General features: G+C 57.3%; 14 protein-coding genes. 7 read left to right on the top strand and 7 right to left on the bottom strand.

Annotation, left to right across the window (positions count from 1 at the left end; translation table 11 throughout):
- Positions 1-3 precede the first annotated feature (3 nt).
- From NIZ92_RS08135 to NIZ92_RS08115, 5 genes are all read right to left on the bottom strand, one after another.
- A complete protein-coding gene (locus tag NIZ92_RS08135) occupies positions 4-900 on the bottom strand; it encodes an alpha/beta fold hydrolase (RefSeq protein WP_254003211.1) in 897 nt (298 codons plus the stop codon).
- 121 nt (positions 901-1021) lie between these two features.
- Positions 1022-3490 carry a DNA internalization-related competence protein ComEC/Rec2 gene (locus tag NIZ92_RS08130; protein WP_254003049.1) on the bottom strand — a complete coding sequence of 823 codons (2469 nt, stop codon included), beginning with the start codon at positions 3488-3490 and terminating at the stop codon, positions 1022-1024.
- Between the two features lie 200 nt (positions 3491-3690).
- On the bottom strand, positions 3691-4524 hold the full coding sequence (locus tag NIZ92_RS08125; protein ID WP_254003048.1) for a TatD family hydrolase: 834 nt from the start codon (positions 4522-4524) through the stop codon (positions 3691-3693).
- A gap of 74 nt (positions 4525-4598) precedes the next feature.
- The gene (locus tag NIZ92_RS08120) at positions 4599-5312 is read right to left on the bottom strand and encodes an ABC transporter ATP-binding protein (RefSeq protein WP_009457989.1); all 714 of its coding nucleotides are present in this window, start codon (positions 5310-5312) and stop codon (positions 4599-4601) included.
- Positions 5305-6579 (bottom strand): lipoprotein-releasing ABC transporter permease subunit, encoded by a 1275-nt coding sequence (locus tag NIZ92_RS08115; RefSeq protein WP_009457991.1) that lies wholly within the window; start codon positions 6577-6579, stop codon positions 5305-5307. The genes NIZ92_RS08120 and NIZ92_RS08115 overlap by 8 nt, the downstream gene beginning before the upstream one ends.
- Before the next feature lie 42 nt (positions 6580-6621).
- On the opposite strand from NIZ92_RS08115, the gene NIZ92_RS08110 reads away from it, so the two are divergent.
- Positions 6622-7569 carry a hypothetical protein gene (locus NIZ92_RS08110; protein WP_254003047.1) on the top strand — a complete coding sequence of 316 codons (948 nt, stop codon included), beginning with the start codon at positions 6622-6624 and terminating at the stop codon, positions 7567-7569.
- On the top strand, positions 7551-9260 hold the full coding sequence (recJ, locus tag NIZ92_RS08105) for a single-stranded-DNA-specific exonuclease RecJ (RefSeq protein ID WP_035268099.1): 1710 nt from the start codon (positions 7551-7553) through the stop codon (positions 9258-9260). Before NIZ92_RS08110 ends, recJ begins: the two co-directional genes overlap by 19 nt.
- Positions 9261-9431: 171 nt before the next feature.
- Here recJ and NIZ92_RS08100 read toward each other — a convergent pair whose 3' ends face one another.
- Positions 9432-10355, bottom strand: a complete 924-nt coding sequence (locus NIZ92_RS08100; RefSeq protein ID WP_083053731.1) for a DMT family transporter — start codon at positions 10353-10355, stop codon at positions 9432-9434.
- A 346-nt stretch (positions 10356-10701) separates the two neighbouring features.
- Here NIZ92_RS08100 and NIZ92_RS08095 point away from each other — a divergent pair, with 346 nt between their 5' ends.
- Positions 10702-11634 carry a bile acid:sodium symporter family protein gene (locus NIZ92_RS08095; protein WP_035268109.1) on the top strand — a complete coding sequence of 311 codons (933 nt, stop codon included), beginning with the start codon at positions 10702-10704 and terminating at the stop codon, positions 11632-11634.
- Positions 11635-11753: 119 nt separating this feature from the next.
- Here NIZ92_RS08095 and NIZ92_RS08090 read toward each other — a convergent pair whose 3' ends face one another.
- Positions 11754-12665, bottom strand: coding sequence for a DMT family transporter (locus NIZ92_RS08090; protein ID WP_035268110.1), 912 nt, complete (start codon positions 12663-12665; stop codon positions 11754-11756).
- A 694-nt stretch (positions 12666-13359) separates the two neighbouring features.
- On the opposite strand from NIZ92_RS08090, the gene infA reads away from it, so the two are divergent.
- The 4 genes from infA (at position 13360) to NIZ92_RS08070 (ending at position 17408) form a co-directional block, all read left to right on the top strand.
- Entirely contained in the window at positions 13360-13632 is a 273-nt protein-coding gene (gene infA, locus NIZ92_RS08085) for a translation initiation factor IF-1 (protein WP_009458008.1), read from the top strand.
- A 111-nt stretch (positions 13633-13743) separates the two neighbouring features.
- Positions 13744-15453 carry a methyl-accepting chemotaxis protein gene (locus NIZ92_RS08080; RefSeq protein ID WP_254003046.1) on the top strand — a complete coding sequence of 570 codons (1710 nt, stop codon included), beginning with the start codon at positions 13744-13746 and terminating at the stop codon, positions 15451-15453.
- Positions 15454-15564: 111 nt separating this feature from the next.
- Positions 15565-16669 (top strand): peptide chain release factor 2 gene (prfB, locus tag NIZ92_RS08075; protein ID WP_115635138.1). Its coding sequence is split into 2 segments (ribosomal slippage): positions 15565-15645 and positions 15647-16669, totalling 1104 coding nucleotides; the frame shifts between segments, so codons are not numbered across the junction.
- A gap of 1 nt (position 16670) precedes the next feature.
- On the top strand, positions 16671-17408 hold the full coding sequence (locus NIZ92_RS08070) for an SDR family NAD(P)-dependent oxidoreductase (RefSeq protein WP_254003045.1): 738 nt from the start codon (positions 16671-16673) through the stop codon (positions 17406-17408).
- Positions 17409-17417: the final 9 nt, after the last annotated feature.

Below are 17417 nucleotides of genomic sequence, written 5' to 3'. Positions count from 1 at the left end.
GGGCTATCCAGCTAGAAAGTAGTCGATATGGTCGATTTGCTCGGCATTGCGCAGCATGGGCGCATGCCCCACATTGGGAATAGTCACCAATTGCGAATTGGGATTGCGTTGCAACATTTCCTGGGCCGCTTCTGGCTTCAAGAGATCGGACTCTTGGCCTCGTACGATCAGAACCTTGTCCGGCAAACCCTCATAGGCGCCCCACAACAAAGCCTGTGCCGCTTGCAAATCCACATCCGCTTGCTGAGCAAAGGCTTGCGACAAGCGCAAATCGTAATGGCGACGCCATTTGCCTTCATGTTCCACAAAGACGTGGCGGGACATATCGGCCCACTCTTCAGCGGAATGCTCCCCGAAGGAAGCCGAGACGGAACGTACATACTCCACCGCCTGTTCGAAGGTATCAAACAGCACGGACTGCCCAACGTATTCACTGATGCGTTGCAGCCCTGTCATATCCAACGCCGGGCCTACATCGTTCAGAACGACGCGACCCAAAGGCAGTTGCAAGGGTTCGGCGCCCAGTCCTGGTCCGGGGCGAGCCGGACGCAGCAAGGCTGACATGGCTTGCGCGCCTTGCAAACCCAAGGCAATCAAACCGCCCATGGATGTGCCCACCCAATCCAGCCGTGCCGGCTGCAATCGGGCAATCAATACCAACATGTCGGCAACGTATTGAGGAATGGCGTAAGCGGCTGGATCAATCAGCCAATCAGAGCGGCCACGTCCCACAACATCGGGGGCTACCACACGGTAACGTTTGGACAGGCGCTGAGCCAGTTGATCAAAATCCCGGCCAGTACGCGTCAAACCATGCACGCACATCAAAACCTGATCGTTACCGGGATCGCCCCACTCCCAGTACGCCATGCGGTGCGTACCGGAAGCACTGGCACACATAACCCAATTAAGGCGCGGCTCCTGAAGATCAGTTGTCATGAACGCTCAGACCAGAATTTGACAGATAAAGGACTATTGTAGCCCAGCCCGAGGGCTTTACTATGCCGTTTCTGTCCTGCCGTCAGGGCGGTGCTGGGGACTGCCAGTAGCGGGCGTGACGATCACGCTCGCCAAAGTAATACAGGGCCGAAGGACGCGACTCCACAGTCAAAGCGCCCCAATGATCGGTACGCAGGAATAAAGCGCCGGAGCGTTCCCAACGCGTTTGCACCTGCGCATGTGGATGCCCAAAGCGATTCCACCATCCTAGTTGAGCAATCGCCAACCCCGCTTGCATGTGTTTCACAAAATGCGCCCCCGAGGAGGTCCGGGAACCGTGATGCCCGACTACAACGACATCAACAGGCCCCAAGCCCGCCGCCACAATGGCTTGCTCCTGCGCCACACCGGCATCGCCCAAAAGCAAGGCGCTGTGTCGGGCACCTCGAATTTCCAGCACACAGCTGATGGCATTCTTATCTTCCTCGCTACCATAGGCGGCCTTGAATCTGGCTTCATCCGCAGGGGGCCACCAGAACCGGAAACGTACGCCGTCTACCTCCCAGTGCACATCCTGCTCACAGCGCAGGGCCTGCTCCGGGCGAACAGTGGAGCCAGCAGGCACAGCCAGCAAACGCTCCTCCCGATTCAGATGCGCGTCCAGATCAAAGCTGCTATAGGAGCGGCTAACCGGCACCGCCTGCAATACGCTGCGCGTCCCGCCCACATGGTCCATATCGGCATGAGACAACACCAAGGTATCGATCCGCCCTATTCCATTGGCTTTCAACCAGGGCGCAATGCTGCGTTTGCCTTCATCGGAATCAGGGCCGTAGCGGTTTCCCACGTCAAACAGCAACACCTGACTGCGAGTACGCAGCACCACCGCACTGCCCTGGCCTATATCCAGGGCAAACAAGTCCCAGTCCCCTTCCTGCAATAAAGAAGGTCGCAAAGCCAAGGCGGGCACCAACAGAGACAGGCCGCTCAAGCGGGACGCAAAGCCTTTGGGCAAAAGTAATAGCAGTACCCCCAGCAAAGCCAGAACTGTCCAAGCCCAGTGCTGGGCAGGCACTGGCACACTGGCAAGGCTGCGCTCCGCCAGCCAGATCGTAGGCTGCATGGTGAAATCCAATACAGCATGAGCAAGATTGGCGACAGACTCGCACCAGCTTGACGGAGCCTGTAGCGCCGCCAAAATCAACAAGAGCAGCACCAGCGGCGTCACAACTGAGCCGATCAAGGTGATGGCATACGCATTCGCGGGCAAGGAAGCCAAGGATATTTCATGGAACAAGGGGGCCAGAGCGGGCAACAAGGCCAAGGTAATCAGCACCTGCAACTGAGTCGCAAACCAGATCCGCCGCCCCCAGCGCTGCCACCGGGTGCCTGGCTGCGGCACCTGCCCCATCAAAGCGCCAAACGCGAACAAGACCGAAACAGCGGCGAAAGACAGATAAAAGCCGGTGGTCAGCCCCGCCCATGGATCATGCAAAACCACAAACAGAGCTGCAATCATCAAAGTCCGGCTGGCTCCCAAATATAAACCCCGAATACGGCAGACACCCAGCACCAGCAACATCAAAAAAGTACGCTGGGCAGGAACACCCCAGCCTGCGATGACGCAGTAAGCTCCCGCCCCGGCAATACCTACCCAGGTCGCAGCAACCTGAGCAGGAACTTGTTCGGCCAATACCCAGCGCCCCCAACGAACACGTCGCCAACACCAGGACACTAAGGCAGCCAACAACACGGCCAGGAACGTAACGTGCGTGCCGCTTATCGACACCAAGTGCGTCAGGCCACTGCGGTTAAAGATCAGCCAATCCGGTGCCGCGATACTGGCCTGATCTCCCAAAGACAAAGCCAGCATCACCCCGCCCCAGCGTTGTTCTTGTACGTAGGGCATCAGGACGTTGCGCAAATGATGGCGTAGACGCTCCGTCCATGTGAACCAGGACTGCGCCGGATCAAAGTCCAATCGTTGTGGCTGACCCCGCACACTGCCCACAGCCCGCCAGCCTTGAGTCATGGCATGACGTTCTGCGTCAAAGCCATGAGGGTTACGGGCTCCTTGAGGTGGACGCATCAATAAAGACATGCGCCAGCGCTGACCGGGCATCAGCTCGGGGAAGCTTTGTACAGACGGCTCACGGTACAAGGAGCGATGGCCTTGAGCCGCATTCCAGCGAACCAGAATCTGCTCGGGCAAACCGGGCGGCTGGGAGTTCAGGACGCGTGCCTGAAACTGTCTGTAATTCGGCCCGGCCTGTATCAAGGACTGGATTTCCAGCTCTACCCGACTGACTTTATTGATGTCAGTGACCGGGACGGATTGAGCCAGCCGGCCCTGTATATGCCAAATGCTGTAGCTGGCTCCCAAGCAGGCAAAGACCAGAACATAAGCAAAAGAAAAACGCTGCGCCAGCAAGATGCTCACAACCACAGCACCCAGCCACGGCCAAACAGGCAAGGCCAGATACGAAGGCTTCAGGAAATGGGTGAATGTGGCTGCGGCCACAAAAGCGGCTAAACACGCACGCCCTGTCATGGGCTCTGCCCTGCCATAGCGACCTCCACGCAAATCTATAGCGTAGAGTTCAGGTGTGCATCAAAGGGTCGACACAAGAACACTTTGCTCATATCGGCTTGTACCGATAGGCAAAACGCGCCTCTTATCTGACAGATAAACCAGGAGTGAAAGCCCAGGGAAAAAGCAGTTCTGGCAACATCAAAAAGCCTGCCCCCAGCCTAATACCCCTGGCTAGACAAAAACGCATCCAGCCTTGGCAAGACTCGTCGTGCCGTGGCCCCGGTCTGGCGAATGACATCAGCCACGTCCATCCCCCGCAGCTCCGCAAGACTCTCCGCGACTCCTTTCACCTCAGCCGGCTCATTGCGAACTGATGCCAAGGGAGTCCCCGGCTCCACCAGCCAGGACGGCGCCAAATCCGGCGCATCGGTCTCCAGCACAATATCATCAAGACTCATATCCTGCGCCAGACGGCGAATCTGCTTGGCTCGGCCAAAGGTCATGGCACCGCCAAAGCCCAGCGCACAGCCTTGGCGTACGAACATCTGCGCCTGCTGCTCACTACCGTTAAAAGCATGGGCGATTCCGCCTACTCCCGGAAACTGCCGCAGATATTTCAGTACCCGGTCTTGAGAGCGACGCACATGCAGGAGTACAGGCAAGCCATAGCGTTGCGCCATGGCCAATTGGGCCTCGTAGAGCCGTTCTTGATGAAGGCTGGCCGCTTCGGTTTTCAGCTCTGGCACAAAGTAATCCAGACCGATTTCACCCAAGGCGACAAAACGCGGGTCGTCCAGACGCAGCTGGATTTCCTGCTCCAGGGCTTCCAGATCTACTGCCCCCGCTTCAGGAGTAAACAGGGGGTGAATCCCCAGCGCATACACGCCCCCGGGTGCTGCCATCGCGGTCTCACGGGCAGCTTGAAAGTCAAATACACCTACGGACGGCACCACAATCGAACGTACACCCGCCACGCGGGCACGCTCAATCACCTGCTCTCGGTCTTGAGCAAATTCGGGAGCATCCAGATGACAATGCGTATCGATAAGCATAACGAGACTCCCCACAAACCTCAGCCCCTCAAAGGGAAGGACGCGGTATGACAGCCCCACGCCCCTGCCAGATATTAGACCCGGCGCTCGGACCTGATTTCCTGGGTCAGATAGCCCTTGTCCATGACCAGCTGACGATGGGCCAAGGAGGCCAGGGCCTGGTCATGAGTCACGATGACAAAAGCCGTGCCGAACTCTTCATTGACCCGGCTTAACAGTTCAAACATACCTTCAGCGGTATAGCGGTCCAGATTACCGGTCGGCTCGTCCGCCAGCACGCAGGCAGGTCGTGTGACCAAAGCACGCGCCAAGGCCACTCGCTGACGCTCGCCCCCGGACAACTGACCCGGATAGTGATGCACGCGCTGGGACAAGCCCACTTGTTCCAGAACCTGCTGAGCCTGCTCGCGCGCCTCTGGACGCTTCATGCGACGCACGATCAAGGGCATGGCCACATTGTCCAGCGCATCAAACTCAGGCAGCAAATGGTGGAACTGGTACACAAAGCCCAGCACCTTGTTGCGCAGCTGACTGCGTTCGCTTTCATTCAGACTCTCTGTCTGGGTGCCGTTAACCTCGATGCTGCCTGTATCAGGCTTATCCAGCAGGCCCAAAGCGTGCAGCAAGGTACTTTTACCCGAGCCGGAAGCGCCGATAATAGCCACCATCTCGCCACGACACACTTCCAGATTCACCCCGGAAAGCACTTGAATGCTGTTGCCACCTTCCTCGTAGTGGACGCTGACATCGCGCGCGCGCAGCACGGTTGGAGCGATAAGATCAGTCATGACGCAGCACCTGTGCAGGTTGAAGCTTGGAAGCACGCCAGCTTGGGTACAGCGTGGCCAGGAAGGACAAAACCAGCGAGACGATAGCAATCAGCACAATGTCATAGACCTGCGGATTGGAAGGCAATTCGCTGATGAAGTAAATCTGCTGAGGCAGGAATTTACGACCCATCAGGTTTTCAATAAAGGGCACGATCACGTCGATATTGTAGGCAATCAAGGTACCCAAACCGACGCCCAGCAAGGTACCCACAACGCCAATCAAAGCACCTTGCACCAGGAAAATACGGGCAATCTCGCTGGGGGTGGCACCAATAGTGCGCAGAATCGCAATATCCGACTGCTTGTCTTTCACGGCCATCACCAAGGAAGACAGCAGGTTGAAAGCCGCCACGGCCACAATCAAGGCCAGAATCAGAAACATCATGCGTTTTTCGGTTTGCACAGCGGCAAACCAGGTACGGTTATTAGCTGTCCAGTCCGACACCAGCACGTTGCGCGGCATTTTGCTGGCCAACTCCTGAGCCACCATGGGAGCCTGCTGCATGTCCTTAATACGTAGACGCACGCCACTATTGCCGCTGTCGCGGAAAATCTTGGAGGCATCATCCACGTTTACAAAAGCCAGGCTGGCATCGTATTCGTAATAGCCGGAGGAAAACACGCCCGTTACCGTGAACTGGCGCATGCGCGGTGAAAAACCGGCTGGCGAGATCGAACCTTGCGGGGCCATCAGCATGATCGTATCGCCCGTGCTGACACGCAATTGATTGGCCAACTGCTCGCCCAGCACAATCCCGAAAGTGCCTGGCTGCAGATTTTCCAGTCGGCCCATGACCATTTGCTGGGCCAGCTCGGACACCTTGCTTTCCTGATCAGGCTCAATGCCACGTACCTGCACGCCCATCAATTGATTACTGCGCACCAACATGCCCTGACCGGCCACATAGGGGGCCGAGCCCACCACCGCCGGATTGGTCTGGGCTTTTTGGGCCAGCGACTTCCATTCATTCAGGACTTGCTGATGATCGGCATTGCGCACAATCAGTTCAATATGCGGCAAGACCGACAGCATGCGATCACGCACCTGGGTCTGAAAGCCGTTCATGACAGACAGCACGACAATCAGCGCGGCTACCCCCAGGGCAATCCCCGCCATCGAGCTGCCCGCAATAAAGGAGACGAAACGGTCTTTTCGTCCCCCACGCCGTTTGCGGCCCTTGGCCAGGCCGGCATACCGCGCTCCAATCCAAAATTCGTATCCCATGCGAGCTGCTATCGCCTCAAAGAAAACACTACAATCGCTGTCATGCAGATCGTAATCAACGGTGCGCTGCCGGAACCGGCCATCGCGCGCGAACTCATCAAACACTTGCCCCAGACGGCCCCTTCACTGGTTCAGTTACTGACTCAGGGCAAAGGCACGCTGTCGGTACGTGACCCGTCCGAGGACCTGTGCACGCCAGCACAAGCCTGGCTTTTGCACGCCCACGGGTTTACGGCGCACCAAGCCCAGCATCTTAGCGCAGGTCTGGCCCCTTTGCGGCTACGCCAGTTGAAACAAATCCACTCGGTGACACCTGAAGAAGCTGTCTGGCTGGCAGAGCTGGTGCACATCGCCCCCTCTCGTGAGGGCGCCATGCTGATACCGGCTGAACAACTGGCCTTGTCCGAGTCCTACAGCCGTGCCTTGCTGGAGGCCATTCGCCCTTATCTGGACGACACCGGCTTTCAGTTCGAGTACCTCAGCCCGGAGTTGTGGCGTGTCACTCCACCCGCTGATTTTACGGTGCAAGCAGCCTCCACAGAACTGGTCAGCCAAAGCAATTTGAATAATTGGTGGACGCAGGATGTGCAAACCCGCCCCTGGCGTCGCCTGATCAATGAATTTCAGATGCTGGCCTTTGCCTTGCCGGACAATCAGGAGCGCGAACAGGCGGGCCTGCCCAATGTGAACAGCTTGTGGCTGTTTGGCGGGGCTTCCAGCCAGCAATTAGGCCCCGAGCCTGCCGGGTTGCGCATTATTGATGATTTGCAAGACAGCCTGATACGACAAGACTGGGGGCTTTGGCTGCAACAACTGGCCGAGCTGGATCGCACCGTGCTCGCCCCCCTGGCCGCAGGGCCCATGCCAGAACTGGTGCTGACCGGACTGGACCGCTATGCTCACGTCGGTCCCGCCTCGCGCCGCATCTGGCCCTTGTCCCTGCTCAAACAAACCTCTAACTGGAGTCAGTGGTGGTCACCCCTATCCTGAAAAACCGTCCCGCTCAAGAAGCCGCCAGCCACGCCCTGAAACAGGCCGGGATTCACGATTTAATGGCCCGCCTGCTGGCCTCTCGGGGTGTGACCGATGCCGCCCAGATCGATCCGGCCTGGCGCAACATGATTCCGCCCAATATGCTGACCCAGGCGCGTGAAGCCGCCGTCTTGCTGGCCGATGCCATTGCCCGCCGGGACCGCATGCTGATCATTGCCGACTACGACTGTGACGGCGCTACCGCCTGTGCAGTCGGCCTGCGCGCGCTGCGCAGCATGGGCGCAGTCGTAGACTTTCTGGTTCCGAACCGCTTTGAAACCGGCTATGGCCTGTCACCCGCCGTGGTCGAACTGGCAGAGCAACATCCCTCGGGCAAACCGGATCTGCTGATTACCGTGGATAACGGCATTGCCAGTATTGATGGTGTGGAAGCCGCTCATATGGCGGGCATGAAAGTTCTGGTCACAGACCACCACCTGCCCGGCGATGAGTTGCCCGATGCCCTGGCGATTGTGAACCCCAATCAGCCCGGCTGTGAGTTCCCCTCCAAGAACCTGGCCGGTGTGGGCGTTATTTTTTACCTGATGCTGGCTTTGCGTGCCGAGCTGCGTCAGCGCGGGGTATATGAGGCCAATGCAGGCCCACGCCTGAACGAACTGGCCGATCTGGTCGCCCTGGGGACCGTGGCCGACGTAGTCAGCCTGGATGCCAATAACCGCCTGATCGTCACCCAAGGGCTGGAGCGCATGCGCAAGGGCCAGATGCAGGCTGGGCTGCGCGCCCTGTTCCAGGTTGCTGGCCGTGACCCGCGGCAGGCCAGCGCCTTTGATCTGGGTTTTGCCCTGGGGCCACGCATCAACGCCGCCGGTCGATTGGCCGATATGGCCTTGGGCATACGCTGCCTGATCACGGATGACGAAGACGAGGCCGCTAATTTGGCTCGCGAACTGGAGGACATGAACCAGGATCGCCGCTCGATTGAGCAGTCCATGCGCGAAGAGGCCCTGCGCGCAGCCGAACTGGCCGAACCGGACACCAGCGCCACTGTCTGCGTGTTCCACCCCGAATGGCACCAGGGCGTGGTCGGCCTGGTCGCCTCGCGTTTGAAAGAAAAGTACTGGCGCCCTACCCTGGCGTTTGCCCAAGGTGACGAAGGCGAGATCAAAGGTTCGGGCCGCTCTATCCCCGACGTACACCTGCGCGATGCGCTGGATTTGGTCTCCAAACGCTATCCCGGTCTGATTCTGAAGTTTGGTGGCCACGCCATGGCCGCCGGCCTGACGATTGAAGAGGACAATTACGATGTGTTTGTGCAGGCCTTTGAAGAAGCCGTACAGGAACTGACCGGCCGCTATCAGTTTGATCCCGTCATTGAAACCGACGGTTCGCTGGAGCCCGAGCACATCAATATTACGGTGGCCGGAATGCTGCAAAAACAAGTCTGGGGCGCCGGCTTCCCGGCTCCTGTTTTCCGCGACAACTTCTTCGTACGTCAACAACGTCTGCTCAAGAACAAGCACCTGAAGTTGAGCCTGGAGCGCAACGGCGAATACTTCGATGCGATCTGGTTCAACCGCGATACCTTGCTGCCGGAAAATATCGAAGCCGCCTATCGCCTGGATCAGAACGAATGGAACGGGAACGTCAGCGTGCAATTTATTATTGAATATGCACAGGGGCAGGATTAAGCACTATCGCTATCGCCCAGTGTCCCTTTCCCGGAACCGCTGCTTTTGCAGCGGTTTTTTTAATTACGACTAGCTTTGAATAGAAGCAGCCTTGGCATCCCAGCTACGCATGGCTTCTGTAATAGCCGCATCCAATACAGTCCCAATACGGCCATCCCGCGCCTAACCTTCTTAAGGCGTTTGAGACTTCGACCGAGTCGGCAAGGTCGCCAGCACCAAGCCTGCCAGAGCCAGAATGAAGGCGTAAACATGCACGGTGGTGAAGCTCTCACCCAGCACCAGCACACCTACTGCTGCGGTGCCCAGGGGCATCAAGACCATAAACACCGCGGCTTGCGAAGCAGGTACGGAACGCACTCCCGTCATCCACAGCCAGACCGTCCAGACACTTGCAGCCAAGGAATAAAACACCAGCAAAGGCCAGATCCAGCCTGCCGGTGCCGTGAAATCGAAATCCCAGGCGGCGTATAAACCTAGGGGCGTAATCAGCGCCAGGCTACACAGATTGATGATTGCACTGATGCGCTTGGGGCTAAGCACGGCGGTCAGGCGCTTGCCTATGACCGCATAAGCCGACTCGCACAGGACGGCACAAAAGATCAGCGCATTGCCCAGCCACATTTTTCCTGGGTCCAGTTGACCCACACCGTGATCATCCGCCTGTACCAAGGCCAATAAGGCAATCCCGCCCATCCCCAGGGCCAGTGACACCCAGGTGCGCGGCCCTATGCTTTCTTTCAGGAAGTACCAACTGAACAAAGCCACCATGCCGGGAATGGCAGACAAAATGACGCCTGCAGATACCGCACTGGTCATGCTGATGCCCGTCACCATGCACAGCGTGAACAGGAAATTACCCAAAAAGGATTCCAGAAAAATCAGGCCACGGGTACGCAGGTCCAGTGCGGGTTCGGTCGCCGGTTTGCGCAGCCAACGCAGCATGGCTATCGCGCCAATGCCGAAACGCAGCCAGGCCAACAGAAACACCGGCAGCGCCGCCACCAAAGGCCGTGTCAAGGCGATATAACTGCCCACCAAAGACATGGACAAGGCCAAACAGGCGTATGCCGCCAGACGTGATCCCGCTCTATTCACCCACCCTCTCCTAATACACACATTTGCAAGGCAGCTAATCAAAATACCATGGCGGCCAGGGTCTACAATACGCCCGAGCTCGGCCTTCCAGGATAAAAACATGGCCTGCCATGTTGTCCGTTTCGCTCACCACTGCCTGTACTCCTGACCTTACCCAGATCTGCCCGTACGGCCCCGTGTTGCCAGCGCTTTATCCCACCCCATCGGAAAGTCGTATCGCCAGCCCTTAAGCAGGTCTGCGATGGACGGCCCTATACCCGGCCCGACCCATGCTGCTCCCCGTAACAGACTAATCCGCATCGCGCCGGCCCACCGGCCAGCCGTGCTCCTTGAAGGATATTTCATCATGCAGGCTATCGCCCGCCTGAGCCGTTTTGTTGGCAATACCTTTGCCATCTGGGTTCTACTGTTTGCCGTACTGGCCTATTACTTTCCCGACCACTACCGCTGGTTAGGCGCTTATATTGTTCCACTTCTGGGCATCATCATGTTCGGTATGGGACTGACCTTGTCGCGCCAGGACTTCGCAGAGGTGTTTGTACGCCCTGGCCGTGTGGCTATTGGTGTATTGGGACAATTCATCATCATGCCCGGTCTGGCCTGGTTTCTGACCTACGCCTTTTCCCTGCCACCCGAATTGGCCATTGGCGTGATTCTGGTGGGCTGCTGCCCCGGTGGCACCTCGTCGAACGTGATGACTTTTCTGGCCCGTGGCGACCTGGCCCTGTCGGTTGCCATTACGTCGGTCACCACCTTGCTGGCTCCTATCGTCACCCCTGCCCTGATTTACTTCCTGGCCAGCCAATGGCTGGAAGTCAGCGCCTCGGCCATGTTCTGGTCCATTGTTCAGGTAGTAATTCTGCCAATTGCCCTGGGCATTATTGTGCAATCCCTGATGGGTGAAAAGATCAAAGCCGGTGTGGCGGCTCTGCCCCTGGTATCTGTGGTGGCCATTGTGGCTATCGTGGCCGCTGTTGTCGCGGGTAACCAGCCCAAAATTGCGACCAGTGGCTTGTTGGTGTTCTCGGTTGTCGTTGTACATAACACCCTGGGCTACATCCTGGGCTATGTACTGGCACGCTTGAGCGGCATGCCTTTAGCACAGCGCAAGACGCTGGCTATTGAAGTGGGTATGCAAAACTCCGGGCTGGGTGTTGCCCTGGCCAGCGCCCACTTTTCGCCATTGGCCGCCGTGCCCAGCGCAATCTTCAGCGTCTGGCACAATATTTCCGGTCCCTTGGTCGCGACAATTTTCCGTCGCATGGGTGATGGCAAGTAAACACCTGCAGCCAGGTGCAAGGGCTTAAACCCAAGTCCACAAAGTAAAAAGGGACGCTCTACCGGGCGTCCCTTTTTTTGCATCCAGAGTGTCGCAAGACACCCACATCCGCTCACGCCTCAGCTTTTACGCGAAGACACATAAATCCCGCCTACGATCAGCAAGAAAGCCGCTCCGTGGTAAAGCTTGGGGGTATCGCCCAGAATAAAAACAGACATCAAGGCGGCAAATACAGGCATCAGATTGACGAAGAAACCGGCCGTGGCAGCGCCCACTCGCTGGACAGCCACGCCCCAGCATCGCAAGGCGATCAGAGCCGGACCAGTCCCTACATACAGAATGGCCAGCAACAAGCCCCAGGACCAGTCGATATGCCAATCGGTGAACTTCCACTCCATGGCGGCAAAAGCACCCGACCAGATCAAACCGAAAAACACTTGTGCCATCACTACCGTGGCCCAGGTTTCTGCGATTGCACCCTCATGGCGGCGCGTACTGAGCATCCAGCTATAGATCGCCCAGGCGATAGTGGCAATCACCATGTACACATCACCCGGCACAAAACGGAAGGCCATCAGCTCCTGCCAATCCGCACGCGTCAGCACCAGCACCACACCCAGCAAGGACATCAAGCCACCCACCAACTGGCGCCCATTGACGGTGGATTTGAAGAACAGGCGTCCGATCACCAGCATCCAGAACGGCAAGCTGGCATTGACCAGCGTCACGTTAATGGGGGACGAACTTTGCAGGGCAAGGTATTGCAAAGCGTTATAGATCCCTATGCCCAACAAGCCCAGAATCGAGTAGCGTTTCCAGTTGGTCCACAAATTACTGCCGCGTCGCAGCACTTGCCGTCCTACAAAAAGCAGAATGGTGAAAGCTACCAGCCAACGGAAGAAATTCAGGGTAATGGGCGGAACCTGATCATGAATCAGGCGCCCCACAATGGCGTTACTTGCCCACAAGATCGTGGGTAAAACCAGTAAAGCCGTCGTGCCAGGGGTCAGTTTCTGAGTGCTCACAAGCATGTCCTAAAAAACGGCAACGGCGCATGTGATCCCTCCTCAGGTCAACTCTGCGCCGTTACGATTGGCCTAGTATATAGGCAAGCATGCTCTGCCCTCTACGCCTTTACCTGCCTGCTTGTGACGATGAGAACTGGTCAATCTTTGACCAATCCATAAATATTATTTATAATCATACAATTGTCACGTCATGGCGCTGATTGAATTGTATTGGCCCATCCCATCCACGCTCGTCTGACTTTAGCAACATCAGATGCAGCTACCCAGGGTAAATCGACCTTGAAACACCCCCACTTTTGGGAATAAAGCTTGACCCGATCAAGCGCCCCAAGTGCATTACTTGGCACCACAACCAGCACCTTTAACCGCAAGGGCCTGTCCCGCGCGTCGTTATGCAGGTCTCTGTTCCTGGCAAGTATTCGTGTTTTTGCCCGTTTTTCAGGTAGGCAGACCTTGTCTGCCCCGGCTGGATCCCCCTATGAACGGCGGGCGTGTTTTCAATTTGATCCACCTGACCCTGTCTGGAACCAACCATTCCTGACAGACACAGATTCACCCCGATTTTTATGGGCCTAGTGCAAGGCTGGGCTCCAGACACCGCTTGTCCGGTTTGTCGGTCTGCCTTGTTTCCAAGCCCGTCCCCGTCCCGCCCAGCAAGGCCAGACGGGAATTATTATTTTTAAAGGAGTCCCGATTTATGGCCAAAGAAGAGCTACTTGAAATGCAAGGTTCCGTCACCGAAATCCTGCCTGACTCGCGCTTTCGTGTCACCCTGGACAACGGTCACGCCGTTATCGCCTACACCGGCGGTAAAATGCGCAAGCACCATATCCGTATTCTGGCTGGCGACAGCGTCACCCTGGAAATGTCGCCCTACGACCTGAGCAAAGGTCGCATTATCTTCCGCCACCTGCCCAAGCGTATTGGCGCGCCGACCTCTGCCCCTCGTCGCACTCCCCACCGCCGTTAAGACATATCGCCACACCCCTGTCACAATTAGATGCAAAGATAGGCGCGCCTGACAGGGGTGCGACAAGAGCCATCAGCGCTCGGGCGCACCCCACATCTTGTGGGAGTCGCCTTGAAAAAATTACTGACGCTCAAAACTGGCTTCATCGCCTATTTTGCAATTCTGAGCCTGTTTCTAATCCTGATGCTGATTGCCCTGCAACATTTGAGCAGCAGCATCGAACAGCGCAAGCATCTGGAAGCCCAGCGCCATCAAACGACGGCGCTTAGCAAAGACTTCAAACGCATCAGCGAATTGCTCAGCCGTCAGGCCATCGCGTTTGTCTCCAGCGAGCAGATCGAATTTCAGGAAAACTTCCGCCACCTCCTGGCGGTGTTTACCGGTGTCCAGCCGGATCAGGACGGCGTCGCCCTGGCGATGCTGGACCGCTTCAGGGATCTGGAGCTGGAACCGGCTGAACAGGACCTGCTGCGCTCTGCTTATGAACAGACCCTGGCACTCAGCCAGGTTCAGTCCGAAGCCATTCAAACCGCCAGCGGCCAGTTTGAAGATGGCAACGGCGCTATCCGTATCGCCCTGCCCAATGCCTTGATGGCCAAAGTGCTGGTGTTCAGCCAGCAATACATTCAAGCCTCGGCCCAAATCACCAACACACTGGATCAGTTCGAGCACCAGTTCAGCGAGCGCCTGGACAGTTCCCTGGATCTGGCTGGTCGTAGCAGCGACCGTGCGTTCAGTCTGGCATTAGCGGCACTGGCCCTGTTCTTCATGGCCAGCACCATTGCGCTACGCCTCTTGTATCGCTCCATCAAGCAGCCGCTGGATCAAGGGGCTAATCTGGCCAAGGAACTGGCCCAGGGCAAGCTCAATGCGCAGCTCAGCGTGCGTCGCCATGATGAGTTCGGGACCTTGCTTACAGCACTCAATGGCATCGGCCAGGGCGTACAAACCGTAGTGCATCAGATCCGCGAACAAACCAGCCTGATACGCGACGGCTCGCATGCGATTGTGCTGGGCAGTCAAAACCTGAGCGAGCAAATTCTGGATCAATCCGCCGAACTGAATCAGACCGTCAAGGCCATGAATCAACTGGCTGACACCGTGCGCCAGAACGCGGAGCAGGCCCAAACCGCCGATCATCTGGCGCAAGACACCTCCAGCCAGGTGGCCCGGGGTAATCAAGCTGTACACAGCCTGCTCGATACCATCGACGCAATTGCCGACAGCTCGAACAAAATGAGCGAGATCACTAAACTGATCCGCAACATTGCCTTCCAGACCAATATCCTGGCCCTGAATGCAGCGGTGGAAGCCGCCCGCGCCGGAGTCCATGGTCATGGCTTTGCGGTTGTTGCTGCCGAAGTGCGCAACCTGGCTTTGCGCTCCACCGACGCCTTGCAACAGATTTCCACCCTGATTTCCAGCTCAGTCGAACAAACCGAGCAAAGCTCGGCTGCCGCCCGAGGTATGGCGCAAGTCATGGCCAACACACAACACAAGGTCAATGAAATGCGCAGCATTGTGGCCGATATTGCCCAAGCCTCTCAGGAGCAGGCGACGCATATCGACTACGTGAACCAGGTCATGATGCGCCTGGACCAGCAAGGCCAGTCCAACCGCCAACTGCTTGAACACAGCGCCCACACCGCTCAGGAGCAGCTGGAGCAAACCACTTTGCTGGCCCAGGTGGTGGCGCATTTCAGTCTGGATAGCGATCTTTCCGGGCCCGATGCTCCCGCCCTGCCCGCCGCCCCCACGCAGCCTTCTTACCGATCCGTGTCCGCCTATCGCACAGCCACATGCACAATGTCCAGTTCCTGAGCGGCCAATACGTGCCATAGACCTCCGATAAGGGTAAAATCGGAAGTTTGCCGCGCGCCGCCTTGCTGGCTGGCGTGGGTGGCACATCAAATATAGGAAAGCCGCTGAATCATGGAATCGGAACGACTTAATCAACTGGAAGCCCGCCTTGCCGATTATTCGGAGCGGGAAAATGCCTTACGGAGGTATCTTTGACTACGATGACAAAGCTCATCGTTTGCACGTAGTCAATGCCGAACTCGAGGATCCCAACGTCTGGAACGATCCTCAGCACGCTCAGGATCTGGGCCGCGAAAAGAAAAGTCTGGAAAACGTGGTGCATGTGCTGGACGCCTTGCACACGGGTTTGAAAGATTCGCAGGACCTGTTTGAGCTTGCCGCGATGGACGATGACGATGCCACTATCGCCGCCATCGAAGAAGATTGTGCCGCCATGGCCAGCCGTATTGAAGAGCTGGAATTCCGCCGCATGTTCTCCAACCCTGCCGACCCGCTGAATTGCTTTATGGATATTCAGGCCGGTGCGGGTGGTACCGAAGCCCAGGACTGGGCCTCCATGCTGCTACGCATGTATGTGCGTTATGCCGAACACAAGGGCTTCAAGGCTGAGATCCTGGAACAGTCTGACGGCGACGTGGCGGGTATCAAATCGGCCTCCATCAAGATTGAAGGCGATTACGCCTACGGTTTTCTGCGCACTGAAACCGGCGTGCACCGTCTGGTTCGCAAAAGTCCCTTTGACTCCTCCAATGGCCGCCACACGTCTTTCACCAGCGTGTTCGTCTACCCGGAAATCGACGACTCCTTTGAAGTCGAAATCAACCCGGCCGACTTGCGTATCGACACTTACCGCGCCAGTGGTGCCGGTGGTCAGCACATTAACAAAACCGACTCGGCCGTTCGTATTACGCACGAGCCCAGCGGCATTGTGGTGCAGTGTCAGAACGACCGCTCGCAGCACCGTAACCGTGCCGAAGCCATGCAAATGCTGAAGTCCCGCCTGTACGAGCTGGAAATGCGCAACCGTATGGCCGAGCAGCAAAAACTGGAAGACTCCAAGAGCGATGTGGGTTGGGGTCACCAGATCCGTTCCTACGTGCTGGACCAAAGCCGCATCAAGGACTTGCGTACCAACTACGAAAGCTCCAATACCCAGAAGATTCTGGATGGCGACCTGGATGCCTTTATTCAAGCCAGCCTGAAACAAGGTATTTAATATGCACACTTCCACGCTGACTGTTCTAAGCGGTGCCTCTCGCGGTCTGGGCTTGTCCCTGGCACGTCAGGCACTGGCCGCTGGCCATCAGTTGATCACTTTGGCCCGCAGCGAACTGCAACTGGGTGCGCCCCAAGGGGCTCATCAACATCTGCAAGTGGATCTGGCCAGCGCGGAAGGCGCACAACAGGCTGCCAAGGCTCTGCAAGCCTTGATCAGCCAGACACAGGCTCAACGCTACGTCCTCATTAATAATGCGGGCACGGTTGATCCCGTTGGGCAGGCCAGCCACCTGCTCGATGCCCAGGCCATTACACAGGCGCTGCAATTGAATGTCGCCAGTGTCATGAGCCTGACCGCCGCCTTCTTGCAAGGCGCCCCCAAGGATGCCCAACGCCAGGTGCTCAATATATCCTCTGGTGCTGGCCGCAAACCCGTCTCGGGCTGGGCCGTGTACGGCTGCAGCAAGGCAGCGCTGGATTTTTATACGCAAACCCTGAAGCTGGAGAATCCCGAGCTGGCCGTTTGCTCTCTGGCCCCTGGCGTGGTCGATACCGATATGCAAGGCCATATCCGTAGCCAATCCCGCGACCAGTTCCCGAACCTGAGCCGCTTTATCGACCTGCATCAACAAGGTCAGCTAAGCAGCCCGGACGATACGGCCGAGCGCATTTTGCGCCACCTGAACAGCCCGGATTTTGGCCAGCACGTCCTGGATGACATCCGCCACTACGAATAAGTACTGACA

The organism is Alcaligenes sp. 1735tsa3 (assembly GCF_024134565.1).
In the GTDB taxonomy this organism is placed as follows: domain Bacteria; phylum Pseudomonadota; class Gammaproteobacteria; order Burkholderiales; family Burkholderiaceae_B; genus Alcaligenes; species Alcaligenes phenolicus.
This window is presented reverse-complemented; position numbering and strand designations above follow the sequence as displayed.

Coding starts and splice junctions, on each gene's coding strand:
- NIZ92_RS08135 (WP_254003211.1), bottom strand. CDS start 900: ATGTGTGCCAGTGCTTCCGGTACGCACCGCATGGCGTACTGGGAGTGG.
- NIZ92_RS08130 (WP_254003049.1), bottom strand. CDS start 3,490: ATGACAGGGCGTGCGTGTTTAGCCGCTTTTGTGGCCGCAGCCACATTC.
- NIZ92_RS08125 (WP_254003048.1), bottom strand. CDS start 4,524: ATGCTTATCGATACGCATTGTCATCTGGATGCTCCCGAATTTGCTCAA.
- NIZ92_RS08120 (WP_009457989.1), bottom strand. CDS start 5,312: ATGACTGATCTTATCGCTCCAACCGTGCTGCGCGCGCGCGATGTCAGC.
- NIZ92_RS08115 (WP_009457991.1), bottom strand. CDS start 6,579: ATGGGATACGAATTTTGGATTGGAGCGCGGTATGCCGGCCTGGCCAAG.
- NIZ92_RS08110 (WP_254003047.1), top strand. CDS start 6,622: ATGCAGATCGTAATCAACGGTGCGCTGCCGGAACCGGCCATCGCGCGC.
- NIZ92_RS08095 (WP_035268109.1), top strand. CDS start 10,702: ATGCAGGCTATCGCCCGCCTGAGCCGTTTTGTTGGCAATACCTTTGCC.
- NIZ92_RS08090 (WP_035268110.1), bottom strand. CDS start 12,665: ATGCTTGTGAGCACTCAGAAACTGACCCCTGGCACGACGGCTTTACTG.
- infA (WP_009458008.1), top strand. CDS start 13,360: ATGGCCAAAGAAGAGCTACTTGAAATGCAAGGTTCCGTCACCGAAATC.
- NIZ92_RS08070 (WP_254003045.1), top strand. CDS start 16,671: ATGCACACTTCCACGCTGACTGTTCTAAGCGGTGCCTCTCGCGGTCTG.